Source organism: Roseburia sp. OM02-15 (assembly GCF_003481835.1).
Lineage (GTDB): Bacteria > Bacillota > Clostridia > Lachnospirales > Lachnospiraceae > Eubacterium_I > Eubacterium_I ramulus_A.
Genome location: NZ_QULX01000018.1, coordinates 40,822 through 54,556, shown reverse-complemented (window position 1 = coordinate 54,556; position 13,735 = coordinate 40,822). Strand labels below are relative to the sequence as shown.

Below are 13,735 nucleotides of genomic sequence, written 5' to 3'. Positions count from 1 at the left end.
TTAAAAGAAAAATGGTGCTGGATATAACACCCAACACCAAGTTTGTCTACAGTCTGAAGAATAACTGTATTGTAGAAGAAAGATGAAAAGGATACGAGGTAGAAACATGGAATACATACATCATTATAAATCTCCGTTGGGAGGCATCACCATGGCAAGTGACGGCAAAGCACTGACTGGTTTGTGGTTTGACGGTCAGAAATATTTTGCTGTGACTTTATCAAAAGAGCATGAAAAAAAAATGTTGCCGGTATTTGAAGCAGCAGACCGTTGGTTAGACATTTATTTTCAAGGAAAAGAACCGGATTTTCTGCCACCAGTTTCTTTTGCCTGTGGATCAGAATTCCGGCAGGAAGTGTGGAAAATTTTACTGTCTATTCCGTATGGAAAAACCATGACTTATGGAGAAATCGCGACATGTATCGCGCAACAGCGTGGACTTAGCAGAATGTTAGCGCAGGCCGTTGGCGGCGCAGTTGGTCATAATCCGATTTCTATTATCGTGCCATGTCACAGAGTGGTTGGAGTGGATGGGAGCTTGACCGGGTATGCGGGTGGTATTGCCAGAAAAGTCAGTTTGTTGAAACTGGAACATGCGGATATGGAGCAGTTTTATGTACCGAAAAAAGGAACGGCGTTATAAAAAATGCTTTTTCTCTATTGGTTTCCCGATGTTAAAAAGCGCATTTTTTTGAACAGGGACATCCGCTGGCAGCAAAGGAGCGTATTGATATTCATGAACTGGAGAATGAGCCTTTTATGCTGTTGGAACATGGTGGAAAAACGGAAGTGACAGAATTGTTGGAAATGTATGGTGTTCATCTCAGTCTGAGATGAGACTCCCACTTCTGCAAGTGGTGAGTAGTAACAAGTATTTCTCAGTGGGAGTTCAATCTCCGAATGAGATAAATGCTCCGCGAGGGCGCACATTGTCTGGGAGACAATGGTTTTGCGCTGACCGAAACGAAGTGTAGAGTGCAGTGATTCTGAAAAGAAGATGTCAGCTTGCGCTGACCAGAATCACGCACCAAGTCTCACGTGCGTTCGACTTGAATATTTTGTCAAATTGGCAGAAATAGTGTATAATAAGTTTCAAGTGATTCAAAGAAGGGAAGGTATAAAACTTATGAAAATTGCAGTAACATATGAAAACGGAATGGTATTTCAGCATTTTGGACATTCGGAACAGTTTAAAATTTATGAGGTAGAGGATGGAAAGATCATCGCATCAGAAGTAGTTCCAACAAATGGACAGGGACATGGCGCGCTGGCAGGATTTTTAACGAACCAACAGGTGGAAGTACTGATCTGTGGCGGCATTGGGGCAGGTGCTCAGACTGCACTGGCAAATGTTGGAATTAAATTGTATGGTGGTGTATCCGGTCTGGCAGACAGTGCAGTGAGCGCATATCTGGCAGGAAAACTGGATTATAATCCGGATATCATGTGTTCTCATCATGGAGAGGGACATTCCTGTGGAGAACATAACTGCGGTAATCATTAAATGAAAAGAAACTTAGCTGTGAACAAACCTATAGAGAAGATATTTTGAAAAAAATTAATGCGGAGAAATCCTGAAAATGAGCAGTCAGTTGATGGAGATGTCAACTGGCTGTTTTTTCATATTTGACATATTTTTCATAGTTGTGTATGTCTGTATTTTTTTGAAAAACTTTGTAATGGAGAGTTGTCTGGGAAAGATAGAAAACAAAGGTAAAATATCTGATGAAAATTACAGGAAAGAAGATTGCATAAAATCTGTTTTTAGATAATTTGTTTTAAATAAGATCAGCGCTGATCTTAACGATATTGGAATGTGTTCTATTGACGATAATCCGCAGTCTGTTTATAGTAAATGGTAGTTTTAGGAGGCAAAAGGCAATGGACAGCAAAACAATCCTGCAAAAAATGACATTAAAAGAGAAAATTGCACTTTGTTCCGGTCAGGATTTCTGGCACACAAAAGCGATGAAACAGTATGGCATCGAGGCATTGATGATGTGTGACGGACCGCATGGACTGCGCAAACAGGAGGGAAAGGCGGACATGCTTGGCGTACATAATTCCAGAGAGGCGACCTGCTTTCCGACAGCAGTAACAACGGCATGTACGTGGAATCCTGAATTGATGGAGATCATGGGACAGACGATTGCGGAAGAAGCACTTGCTTATGGTGTGGATATTGTTCTGGGACCGGGAGTGAATATCAAGCGTAATCCGCTGTGTGGCAGAAATTTTGAATATTTCAGCGAAGATCCTTATCTGGCAGGAAAACTGGCAGCAGGATGGATTAGGGAGATGGAAGGGGCAGGCATTGCTTTATCCCTAAAGCATTTTGCCTGCAATTCACAGGAATGGAAACGTTTTTCGTCGGATAGCATTGTGGATGAGCGTACGTTGCGTGAGATTTACCTTTATGCTTTTGAACTTGCCGTAAAAGAAGGGCATCCGTCGACCGTTATGTGTGCGTATAACAAAATCAATGGCGTGCATTGTAGTGATGATAAACGACTATTGACGGATATTTTGCGTCGGGAGTGGGGATTTGACGGATTGGTTATAACGGACTGGGGCGCGATGAATGACCGGATCCAAGCGTTTCAGGCAGGTTGTGACCTGAATATGCCAGGTGGCAGTGCCTATATGGAACGTGAGACAGAGCAGGCAGTAAAAAGTGGAATTCTTTCGGAAAAATCAGTGGATGCGAGTGCCCTTCGCGTGTTAAATCTTATGCAAAAATGTGTTGCTAATAGACTGGTTTATGATAGAAAAACAACTGGAGTTGGATATGATCAGATGATAACTGAAAGAGAAGCTCCAGCGGAGAAAATGGCATCTTCAAAATATGATGCAGAAGTGCATCATGACATTGCCAGACAGGTGGCAGAGGAAGGCATTGTATTGCTGAAGAATGAGGATCAGATTTTGCCATTGCAACAAATTGATGACGATTCGAATGTATCTATGATAAATATGGAAGAAATAGCCGATGCTGATATGCCTATTGAAAATATGGTAAAAACAATTGATTCTGATGCATGTATAAAAAATGAAACAAATACATCAAACGTAGCAAAAAATACTGTTGCTCTGATAGGAAATATGGCTCAAAATTTGCGTTATCAGGGAGCCGGAAGCAGTCATATTAATCCAACAAAATTGCAGCAGCTTGTTGATGTGCTGCCGCATACGGTTTTCGCAGAAGGTTGTGATGCATATGGAAATACAACAGAGAAACTTTTAGAGAAAGCAAAAGTGGCAGCGCGTCAGTGCGAAAAAGTTGTTTTATGCGTCGGATTGCCGGAGCGGTATGAATCGGAAGGATTTGACCGGGGATCTCTGAAACTGCCGGAAGGTCATTTACGCCTGATCAATGCAGTGACTGAAGAAAATGCAAATACTATTGTGATTTTGATGAGCGGTGGCGTGGTGGAATGCCCATGGGCAGGCAAAGTAAAAGGTATTTTGTATGCAGGATTATCCGGACAGGCAGGTGCACAGGCGATAGCAAATATTTTGTATGGAAAGGTCAATCCGAGTGGAAAACTGGCAGAGAGCTGGCCGATAAATTATGAGGATTGTGCCACAGCAGCTTTTTATGGCAAAGAAAAGGATGCTATTTATCGGGAAGGTATTTATGTTGGATATCGGTATTATGACAAAATACAGTTACCGGTGAGATGGTGTTTTGGTTATGGATTATCGTATACAACATTTGCTTATTCTAATCTGAAAATACAAGAGCCGGAATCATCAGAACAGATCAGACAATTACAGAAAAACAATCAGATAGAAAAGATAAAACGATTGCAAAAGGATATTGGAAAACAGACAAAAGATTTAAAAGAAGAATATGTCGTTTCCTGTGATATTACAAATACCGGGGCGCTTCCGGGTAAGGAAATCGTGCAGTTATATGTATCTGCAAAAACTCCTGAAATTCACCGCCCGGTGCGGGAATTAAAAGGATTTTCCAAAGTTTATTTGATGCCGGGAGAAACAAAACAGGTACAATTTTTATTGACAGATCGTGATTTTTGTGTATATGCTGACGGGTGGAAGAGTCCGAGAGGACGCTATACCATAGAGCTTGGGACATCCAGCAGAGATATTCGCCTGTCTGAGACGATACATGCTGGAACGGTGGATTTTGATAAGAACGACGATTGTGCGGATAACATAAAGCAATCAGAGTTTAATAAAATGATGATTTCTGAAAAAATACCAGATCAAACGACAGAACATTTGCCAAAACAATTATCAGATGAGGTGATACAGGCAGTTATGCAGAGAAAACCTCACCATAAAGGAACCTACACTATGGAAGATTCTGTGGAAGAAATGCAGAAAGATGTGCGGTTTATGCGCGTATTCTATAAAGCAGCAGATTGGTTTATCCGGCGTTCTCTGGGTGGAACAATTATCGATGAAAACGAGGCGCAGTATCAGATGATGCTGGCTTCTTCTATGGGAAGCCCGATGCGTACCATGATGATCTGCGGTGGAATTCGTGGCGGTTTGATTCCCGGAGTATTGGATCTGGCAAATGGACATGTGCTGCGCGGAATTGGAAAAATGTGCGGCATTGTGAAATCAAATTTTTCAGAAACAAAGGAAGTTGAAAAAACACAAAGAAATGATTATCAATAGCTAAAAATATCCGAAATTAGCTTAAGAAATGCAGGAAGGACAGCAGATATGAAAGCATTTTTATTTGATGTGGATGATACATTATACGATCAGGTGCAGCCTTTTGCCAGGACTTTTTACCGGTTGTATCCTGAGCGGAACGATATCGACATTCATAAACTGTTTGCCAGAAGCAGAGTGTACAGCGATGAGGTGTTTGAAGATTCCTGTACGGGAAAAATCACCATGGAAGAAATGTATATTTACCGGGTACAGAAAGCACTGGCAGATTTTGACATAGCGATCAGTGATGAACAGGCATTGACTTTCCAGAAGTATTATGAGGAATATCAGGGGAAAATTGAAGTGTCAGAACAGATACAGGCGATGTTGCAGGCATTAAGTGAGAAGGAAAACGTACAGCTTGGCGTTATTACGAATGGTCCCAATGAACACCAGTGGGACAAGGTGCGTGCGTTAGATTTACAACGATGGATTCCAGAGGAACATGTATTTGTTTCCGGAGAGATTGGAATTAACAAGCCACAGAAAGAAATTTTTACCTATGCAGAGAATCGAATGCATCTGACCGCAGAGGATGCCTATTTTATTGGGGATTCCCCGGAAAATGATGTGGCAGGTGCAAAAAATGCCGGCTGGCATTCCATCTGGTTTAACCGAAGAAAAAAAACGACGGTAGTTGGATTAGAACCGGAGTATTGTGTGACCAGCGAAGAAGAACTTGCAGAATTGTTACAGAATATCTGTGGAGCATAATCTGTCAGAATGATATTTATGAAAAGGTAAATACAAACATAGTACAACCATATAGGAAACAAAGGAATAGAAAAGAAGAAGGAAGCAAAGTGCCTTCCCACTTTTTATGCATTCAAGTCGAACGCACGTGAGACTTGGTGCGTGATTCTGGTCAGCGAAAGCTGACATATTCTTCTCAGAATCACTGCACATCTACACTTCGTTCCGGTCGGCGCAAACCCATTGTCTCCCAGACAATGTGCGCCCCCGCGGAGCGTTTATCTCGGTCGGAGATTGTATTCCCACTGAGAAAGACTTGTTATTACTCACCACTTGCAGAAGTGGGAGTCTTCTCGACTGAGATAAATACTTAGACATAAAAGCAGGAATCAGAAAACTGGTCGTTTCTGGTTCTTGTTTTTTTGAAAATTAGATAAATGCTAGTCCCCATTATTGTGATTGCCGGAAAACCACACAGATTTTCAGACACGGGAAAAGCCTGCCTGACATAGAATAATAGAAAGGCCGCACACGGAGGTGCCGATTTGAAATCATTTCAATCGCCGCTGAGTACGTTGGAAGAAAAGCAGTATCTGGAGCAGCTGAAAAACGGAAGCGAGCAGGCAAAATCGGTATTAATCGAGCGAAATCTGCGGCTTGTGGCACACATTGCACGGAAATATCAGGGCGCGCAGGAAGATATGGAAGATCTGATCTCCATTGGAACCATCGGACTGATCAAGGCCGTGTCAACCTACAATCTGGAAAAAGGAAGCCGTCTGGGAACCTATGCCGCCCGCTGTATTGAAAATGAACTGCTGATGTATTTTCGCAGTAAAAAGAAAACAGCCAGAGATGTATCGCTTTATGAGCCTATCGGAACGGACAAAGAAGGCAATCAGATCAAATTGCTGGATATCGTAGAGAGCGGCGAACCAGAGCTGTGGGAGCGGGTGGTAGAAAAGAAAAATATTCTTCGGTTATACGAACTGCTGCCGAAGGTGCTGGATGAGCGGGAAAGCTGGATCATTCGGCGGCGATACGGTCTGTACAACACAAAACCTGCCACACAGCGGGAAATTGCCAAAGGTCTTGGAATTTCCAGATCTTATGTCAGCCGGATTGAGAAGAAGGCATTGGAAAAGTTACGGCAGGAGTTTGTGGATGGATAATCGGCTTAACTGCAAAGAAAAGATATGTTACAATCAGAAAAAGATTTCAAGAGTAACAGCTTGAAGGAGAGCGTAAATGAAAATAGAACACCTTGAGACCGTTCTGGCAGTATACCGCTGTCAGAGCCTGAAATAAGCGGCAGATATCATTCCCTGTGCCTGTTCGACCGTTACAAAACATATCCAGTATGTGGAAGAAGAATTTCAAGATGGACTTTTTGGTACAGATATGCTACAGTAAATTTGTCTTTTATCTTACTTTTTACTTTTTTCGGCAATCGCCGGATTTTTCCGTATACGAAAAGAGGAAAAATGAATATATGTATAGTGTAATTAAAACAGCGGTAGTCTGTGGCTTTGAGTCGCTTCCGGTGAAGGTAGAAACGGATGTCAGTGACGGCATGCCTTCCTTTGATATGGTGGGATTTTTGACATCAGAGGTAAAGGAAGCCAGAGAGCGGGTGCGTACTGCCCTGAAAAACGCAGGATTTCGTCTGCCAGCCAAGAAGATTACCATTAATCTGACACCGGCGGATGTGCGAAAATCTGGCACCGGGTGTGATCTGCCCATGGCAGCGTCTGTTCTGGCAGCATTTGGTTTTCTGGATGAGCATATTTTAAGTAATTATCTGCTGCTTGGAGAGGTTGGATTAAATAGCAGTATTTTGCCAACCAAAGGCGTACTGTCTGCAGCAGTACTGGCACAGAAAGAAGGCATGCAGGGGATTGTGGTGCCGTGGGAGAATGCCCGGGAAGCGGCAATTTTAGATACCGTAAAAGTCATTCCGGTGAAAAATCTCAAAGAATTCGTACAGATTTGTCAGCAGGAACTGCCGGAGACCTGTTTTTACCGGGAGCAGCAGGAAATCTGGAAGACAGAGTATGATGTGGATTTTTCGGAATTGCGGGGACAGCCGATGCTGCGCCGTGCCTGCGAGATCGCCGTTAGCGGCATGCACAATCTGTTGATGATGGGGCCGCCGGGTTCCGGAAAGACTATGGCAGCGAAACGGATTCCAACGATTTTGCCGGAACTGAGCCGGGAGGAAAAACTGGAACTTTCTCAGATTTATTCACTCTGTGGTCTGCTGGATCAGGAACGTATCATTCAGAATGAACGCCCCTTTCGCAGTCCGCACCATACGGTGACGGCGCAGGCTCTGGTGGGCGGCGGAAAGCAGCCGCATCCCGGAGAAATCAGTCTGGCGCATCATGGAATTTTATTTCTGGATGAACTGGCGGAGTTTAAACCGGGAATTTTAGATGTATTGCGGGAACCGTTAGAGGAAAAGAAAGTCCACATTTCCCGGGTAGGAGGCAGTTTTGTCTATCCGGCGGATTTTATGCTGGTGGCATCTACAAATCCTTGTCCATGTGGTTTCTACCCTAATTTGGATCGCTGTAACTGCAGGCCGCAGGCAATCAAAAACTACATCAGCCGCATTTCACAGGCATTTTTGAATCGTATTGACCTGTGTGTGGAAACAGAAGAAGTTCGATACACAACGATGGTGGATATGCGAGAGGAAGAAAGCAGTGCGGTGATCCGTGCCCGGGTAGAACGGGTGCATGAAATTCAACGGGAGCGGTTCGAAGGCAGAAAATATCGGTTTAACAGTCAGATGAACATGGAAGATCTGGAAACATTCTGCGCGCTGGATGCGGAGTCCGCGGAGCGGATGCAGGACAAGTATGAGGAATATCATTTAAGTGCCCGCACTTATGGGAAAATCCTGAAAACGGCCCGCACCATTGCAGATATGGAAGGAGCGGAAAATATTCAGTGGGGACATCTGGAAGAAGCTTTTATGTTCCGAAATCCGGACAAGAATTACTGGAGGAGGGACTAAGTATGCGTGAAATGAATAAAAAGAACGAGATTTTTGATCATACACAAAGGTTTTCCCAAGAAAAGGAAGCCAGAGAAGATTCTGAAAAAAGACAAAGTAGAGAATTTTCCGAGAAGATAGAAAAGAGCGAAAAACAGGGAGAGATAGCAGAGAATCAAAGGAAAGATGATCTAAAGTATGATTTCTGGTTAGCCTCTCTGACAAATATCAACAGCAGCAAACGAATCCAAGTCCGTGAATTATGCGGCAGTGCACAGGCAGTCTATGTACTCCGGGAAGAAACTTTAAAAAATATGCACCTTTTTACCGACAATGAACTACAGCATCTGTTGGAAAGCCGCAAAAAAGATCTGAACCGTGCCTGGGAGCGCTTCCTGGGGCAAAACATCCAGATGTTTCCCATTGGAAGTAAAAAATATCCACAGCGCTTAAAAGACATTGCACAACCGCCATATGCGATCTTCTGCAAGGGTTCCATGCCAGATGCAAGAAAAAGCGTAGGCATCGTAGGTGCCCGCATGTGTTCAGAGTATGGCAGAAGTATCGCCACAAAGCTTGGCAAAATGCTGGCAGGCAAAGACGTGCAGGTGATCAGCGGCATGGCACTTGGCATCGACAGTGCCTCTCATGCCGGTGCCCTGCAGGGGAAGGGCAGCACCTTTGCTGTCCTTGGCTGCGGTTGCGATATCTGTTATCCGAAAAATGCCCGGAATCTGTATGAAAATATCCAGACTTCCGGCGGAGGTATTTTGTCGGAGTATCCGCCGGGAACGGAACCGCTGCCTTATCGCTTCCCGGAGCGCAACCGCATCATCAGTGCCCTGTCCGACAGTCTGGTGGTGGTAGAGGCAAAGAAAAGGAGTGGATCTCTGATCACGGCAGACGCGGCGTTGGAACAGGGCAAAGATGTCTATGCGGTGCCGGGGCGCTTCGGAGATGTATTGAGCGACGGATGCAATGCCCTGATCGGTCAGGGCGCGGGAATTATCTATGATCTGGATATTTTTTTGCAAAATCTGGGATATTTGCCCGAAAAAAATGTAGAAACGACAAAAATAAAAAATATTTCCCTTGATAAAAGCGAAAAGTTGGTGTATGGTTGTCTTGGTTTCCACAGCCGATATATTAACTATATTATAGAAGAAACAGGTTTGGATCTGATTACAGTACTGCATAGTTTAGACAAACTCAAGCGGTACGGACTGGTGCAGGAAACTTTTCAAAATTATTTTTGTAAACGTATATAAATAAGTAAGAACATAGGGGTTAAGAGGTAAGTATGGCGAAGTATTTAGTAATCGTGGAGTCTCCTGCAAAGGTTAAGACAATAAAGAAATTTCTTGGAAAAAATTACGAGGTAGCAGCATCGAACGGACATGTGCGTGATCTGCCGAAAAGTCAGCTTGGGTTTGATGTGGAAAATGACTTTGAACCGAAATATATTACTATCCGTGGAAAAGGAGATATTCTGGCAAATCTGCGAAAAGAAGTAAAAAAAGCAGATAAAGTGTATCTTGCAACTGACCCGGACCGTGAGGGTGAGGCAATTTCCTGGCATCTGGCAACGGCTTTAAAGTTAAATGACAAAGATGCGAAACGTATTACATTCAATGAGATTACGAAAAATGCGGTAAAGGCTTCGCTGAAGAATCCACGTGAGATTGATATGAATCTGGTGGATGCGCAGCAGGCGCGTCGTGTGCTGGACCGTATGGTAGGTTACAAAATCAGTCCGGTACTCTGGGCGAAAGTAAAACGTGGCTTGAGTGCAGGTCGTGTGCAGTCTGTGGCACTGCGTATCATCTGTGACCGTGAAGACGAGATCAACGCATTCATTCCGGAAGAATACTGGACCATTGATGTGGTATTAAACGTAAAAGGCGAGAAAAAACCATTGGTTGCAAAATTTTACGGCGATGAAAACGGCAAGATCCAGATTCACAATCAGGCAGAATTAGATGCAATTTTAAAAGAAATCGAGTCTTCCGAATATAAAGTACTGGAAGTGAAAAAAGGCGAGCGTACCAAAAAGCCGCCACTTCCGTTCCGGACAAGTACCCTGCAGCAGGAAGCAAGTAAGCATCTGAATTTTTCCACTCAGAAGACCATGCGTCTGGCGCAGCAGTTATACGAAGGTGTGGATATCAAAGGCAGCGGAACTGTTGGTCTGATCACATACTTGCGTACCGATTCCACCCGTGTGTCTGAAGAAGCAGAGGCAGCGGCAGCAGAGTATATCGGCAGCAATTATGGCGTTGATTATGTGGGCGGAAGTGCTGATGTGAAGAAAAATACAGCAAAAATCCAGGATGCCCATGAAGCAATCCGACCGACAGATCTGAATCGTTCACCGGCTATGGTAAAAGAATCTTTAAGCCGCGATCTGTTCCGTCTGTATCAACTCATCTGGAACCGTTTTGCAGCGAGCTGTATGACACCGGCAGTATATGAGACCACATCTGTTACCATTGGTGCCGGAAAATACCGTTTTCATGTATCTGCTTCCAAGGTAAAATTCGATGGTTTCATGTCTGTTTATACCTTAGATGAGGAAAAATCCGACCGTGTATTTTTATCAAAATCACTAGATGAGACTTCAGAGCTGACCAAAGAAGAAATCGAGCCGAAGCAGCATTTTACACAGCCACCGGCACACTTTACCGAGGCATCTCTGGTAAAAACACTGGAGGAACTTGGCATCGGACGTCCGAGTACTTATGCTCCGACTATTACAACGATTCTTGGCAGAAGATATATTGTAAAAGAAAATAAAAACCTCTATGTTTCCGAACTTGGCGAGGTTGTCAATAATATTATGAAGGAAGCCTTCCCGGAGATCGTGGACGAGCGCTTCACCGCAAATATGGAGTCCCTGCTGGATAAAGTCGAGGAAGGCACCGTAGACTGGAAAATGATCATCCGAAACTTCTATCCGGATCTGGATGCAGCAGTCAAAGCAGCGGAAGCAGAACTGGAGAAAGTAAAGATTGAGGATGAAGTAACCGACGTTGTCTGCGAACAGTGTGGACGCCACATGGTCATCAAATACGGACCGCACGGCAGATTCCTTGCATGCCCGGGCTTTCCGGAGTGCCGCAACACAAAACCGTATTTTGAAAAGATCGGCGTAGCCTGCCCGAAATGCGGCAAAGATATCGTTTTAAAGAAAACGAAAAAAGGAAGAAAATATTACGGCTGCGAGAACAATCCGGAATGTGATTTCATGTCCTGGCAGAAACCGTCCAAGATCCCGTGCCCACAGTGCGGCGGCTACATGGTGGAAAAAGGAAACAAGCTGGTCTGCGCGGACGAGCAGTGCGGTTATGTCATGGGAAAACCGGAAACTTCCGAAGAATAACACGTCGAGGGTAGTTTTATACAAAATTAAATGTATAAAATGGCTGAAAAAGTTGTGATTTTTAAAATTTCTTGTGAAATTTGAAAAAATATGACAGATTTAAATAAAATTTGTTGAATTTACAGAAAAATAGTGCTAAGATATGCCTGTTAATTATCTTGGCACTATTTTTTTGCCGAAAAATCGGCGTGATAGATAAGAAAAATGATATGGAGGAAGCTATGAGCAGCGTACAGTTATTAGACAAAACACGAAAAATCGGAAAACTGCTTCATAATAACAATTCGTCTAAAGTTGTTTTTAATGACATTTGTGATGTTATGACAGATATCCTTGCATCGAACGTACTGGTAATCAGTAAAAAAGGAAAAGTTCTTGGAACAGGACTTCGCCCGGAAGTGATCGAGATCACAGAACTTCTGGCAGATCAGGTAGGAAATTATATTGATGCATCTTTAAATGAGAGATTACTGGGTATCCTTTCTACTAAGGAGAATGTAAATCTGGAGACACTTGGATTTATGGTAGACAGCGAAAAAGGCTATGCAGCAACCATCGCACCGATCGATATTGCAGGTGAGCGTCTTGGTACTTTATTTGTATATCGCCAGAATGCACAGTTTGATATTGATGACATTATCCTGTGCGAGTACGGTACCACAGTCGTAGGACTGGAAATGATGCGTTCCGTAAACGAGGAGAACGAGGAAGAGACCAGAAAGAAACAGATTGTAAAATCTGCACTGAGCACACTTTCTTACTCCGAGCTGGATGCTATCGAGCATATTTTTGATGAGCTGGAAGGCCGCGAGGGAATCCTTGTTGCCAGCAAAATCGCTGACCGCGTCGGCATCACACGTTCCGTTATCGTCAATGCACTGCGCAAATTTGAGAGTGCCGGTGTCATTGAATCCCGTTCCTCAGGAATGAAAGGAACCTACATTAAAGTATTAAATGATGCAGTGTTCGAAGAATTAGACAATCTCAAGGCAAAAAATGACTAAAAATGTCTTGAAGCGTACCTATAAGTATGCTATACTGAATCGGTCTGAGAAAAGTCACAAATTTTTTTGTGCGCTTTTTTAGATAAATACTATATTAATCACATATGCGGACTAACCGGGATGGTGCCCACAGGGTGAACCGGCGGGTGAGATGCATATGGAAGAGACAAAACCATGGAGGTAAAAAAATGAGCGTTATTTCAATGAAACAGTTACTGGAAGCAGGTGTACATTTCGGACACCAGACAAGAAGATGGAACCCTAAAATGGCTCCGTACATCTACACAGAGAGAAATGGTATCTACATCATCGACTTACAGAAATCTGTAGGTAAAGTTGATGAGGCTTACAATGCAGTAGCAGATATCGTTGCTGAAGGTGGTACAATTCTTTTCGTTGGTACAAAGAAACAGGCACAGGATGCTATCCAGGCAGAAGCTGAGCGTTGTGGAATGTACTATGTAAACGAGAGATGGTTAGGTGGTATGCTCACAAACTTCAAAACAATCCAGAGCCGTATCGCTAGACTGAAAGCAATCGAGAAAATGTCTGAGGATGGAACATTCGATGTTCTGCCGAAAAAAGAAGTTATCAACCTCAAAAAAGAGTGGGATAAACTTGAGAAAAACCTTGGCGGTATCAAAGAGATGGACAGAATCCCGGATGCAATCTTCGTTGTAGATCCGAAAAAAGAGAGAATCTGTGTTCAGGAAGCACACACACTGGGAATTCCGCTGATCGGTATCGCTGATACAAACTGTGATCCGGAAGAGTTAGATTATGTAATCCCGGGTAACGATGATGCTATCAGAGCCGTAAAACTGATCGTTTCCAAAATGGCAGACGCTGTTATCGAAGCAAAACAGGGTACTGTAGAGGCTGACGAGGAAGTTTTCGAAGAGGCTGAAGGAACAGAGGAGTAATCTGTAGATTTGCGGGGAACCGCATCACTATGAATGAAATCGG

The 13,735-nt window shown here is 43.5% G+C and carries 10 protein-coding genes; all 10 read left to right on the top strand.

Annotation, left to right across the window (positions count from 1 at the left end; translation table 11 throughout):
- Positions 1-106 precede the first annotated feature (106 nt).
- The 10 genes from DXB15_RS13825 to rpsB all read left to right on the top strand — a co-directional run bounded on the left by DXB15_RS13825 (position 107) and on the right by rpsB (position 13,692).
- Positions 107-643, top strand: coding sequence for a methylated-DNA--[protein]-cysteine S-methyltransferase (locus DXB15_RS13825; RefSeq protein ID WP_118703282.1), 537 nt, complete (start codon positions 107-109; stop codon positions 641-643).
- Positions 644-1,126: 483 nt separating this feature from the next.
- A complete protein-coding gene (locus tag DXB15_RS13820; protein WP_109216925.1) occupies positions 1,127-1,504 on the top strand; it encodes a NifB/NifX family molybdenum-iron cluster-binding protein in 378 nt (125 codons plus the stop codon).
- A 377-nt stretch (positions 1,505-1,881) separates the two neighbouring features.
- On the top strand, positions 1,882-4,650 hold the full coding sequence (locus DXB15_RS13810) for a glycoside hydrolase family 3 C-terminal domain-containing protein (RefSeq protein ID WP_118703280.1): 2,769 nt from the start codon (positions 1,882-1,884) through the stop codon (positions 4,648-4,650).
- Positions 4,651-4,698: 48 nt separating this feature from the next.
- Positions 4,699-5,406, top strand: a complete 708-nt coding sequence (locus tag DXB15_RS13805; protein WP_109216928.1) for an HAD family hydrolase — start codon at positions 4,699-4,701, stop codon at positions 5,404-5,406.
- Between the two features lie 524 nt (positions 5,407-5,930).
- The gene (gene sigK / locus DXB15_RS13800) at positions 5,931-6,557 is read left to right on the top strand and encodes an RNA polymerase sporulation sigma factor SigK (protein ID WP_118703279.1); all 627 of its coding nucleotides are present in this window, start codon (positions 5,931-5,933) and stop codon (positions 6,555-6,557) included.
- 320 nt (positions 6,558-6,877) lie between these two features.
- A complete protein-coding gene (locus tag DXB15_RS13795; RefSeq protein WP_109215837.1) occupies positions 6,878-8,407 on the top strand; it encodes a YifB family Mg chelatase-like AAA ATPase in 1,530 nt (509 codons plus the stop codon).
- Between the two features lie 2 nt (positions 8,408-8,409).
- Complete coding sequence (dprA, locus tag DXB15_RS13790; protein ID WP_118703278.1) at positions 8,410-9,654, top strand: DNA-processing protein DprA; 1,245 nt, start codon at positions 8,410-8,412, stop codon at positions 9,652-9,654.
- A gap of 32 nt (positions 9,655-9,686) precedes the next feature.
- Positions 9,687-11,765: a type I DNA topoisomerase gene (gene topA / locus DXB15_RS13785; RefSeq protein ID WP_118703277.1), complete on the top strand. Its 2,079-nt coding sequence runs from the start codon at positions 9,687-9,689 to the stop codon at positions 11,763-11,765.
- A gap of 221 nt (positions 11,766-11,986) precedes the next feature.
- Positions 11,987-12,769: a GTP-sensing pleiotropic transcriptional regulator CodY gene (gene codY, locus DXB15_RS13780; protein ID WP_109215840.1), complete on the top strand. Its 783-nt coding sequence runs from the start codon at positions 11,987-11,989 to the stop codon at positions 12,767-12,769.
- Between the two features lie 188 nt (positions 12,770-12,957).
- Positions 12,958-13,692 carry a 30S ribosomal protein S2 gene (rpsB, locus tag DXB15_RS13775; RefSeq protein ID WP_109215841.1) on the top strand — a complete coding sequence of 245 codons (735 nt, stop codon included), beginning with the start codon at positions 12,958-12,960 and terminating at the stop codon, positions 13,690-13,692.
- Positions 13,693-13,735: the final 43 nt, after the last annotated feature.

What these genes read in the sequence shown, in the direction of transcription:
- DXB15_RS13795 (WP_109215837.1), top strand. Translation starts at nt 6,878, where the DNA reads ATGTATAGTGTAATTAAAACAGCGGTAGTCTGTGGCTTTGAGTCGCTT.
- DXB15_RS13805 (WP_109216928.1), top strand. Translation starts at nt 4,699, where the DNA reads ATGAAAGCATTTTTATTTGATGTGGATGATACATTATACGATCAGGTG.
- dprA (WP_118703278.1), top strand. Translation starts at nt 8,410, where the DNA reads ATGCGTGAAATGAATAAAAAGAACGAGATTTTTGATCATACACAAAGG.
- DXB15_RS13825 (WP_118703282.1), top strand. Translation starts at nt 107, where the DNA reads ATGGAATACATACATCATTATAAATCTCCGTTGGGAGGCATCACCATG.
- codY (WP_109215840.1), top strand. Translation starts at nt 11,987, where the DNA reads ATGAGCAGCGTACAGTTATTAGACAAAACACGAAAAATCGGAAAACTG.
- DXB15_RS13820 (WP_109216925.1), top strand. Translation starts at nt 1,127, where the DNA reads ATGAAAATTGCAGTAACATATGAAAACGGAATGGTATTTCAGCATTTT.
- DXB15_RS13810 (WP_118703280.1), top strand. Translation starts at nt 1,882, where the DNA reads ATGGACAGCAAAACAATCCTGCAAAAAATGACATTAAAAGAGAAAATT.
- topA (WP_118703277.1), top strand. Translation starts at nt 9,687, where the DNA reads ATGGCGAAGTATTTAGTAATCGTGGAGTCTCCTGCAAAGGTTAAGACA.
- rpsB (WP_109215841.1), top strand. Translation starts at nt 12,958, where the DNA reads ATGAGCGTTATTTCAATGAAACAGTTACTGGAAGCAGGTGTACATTTC.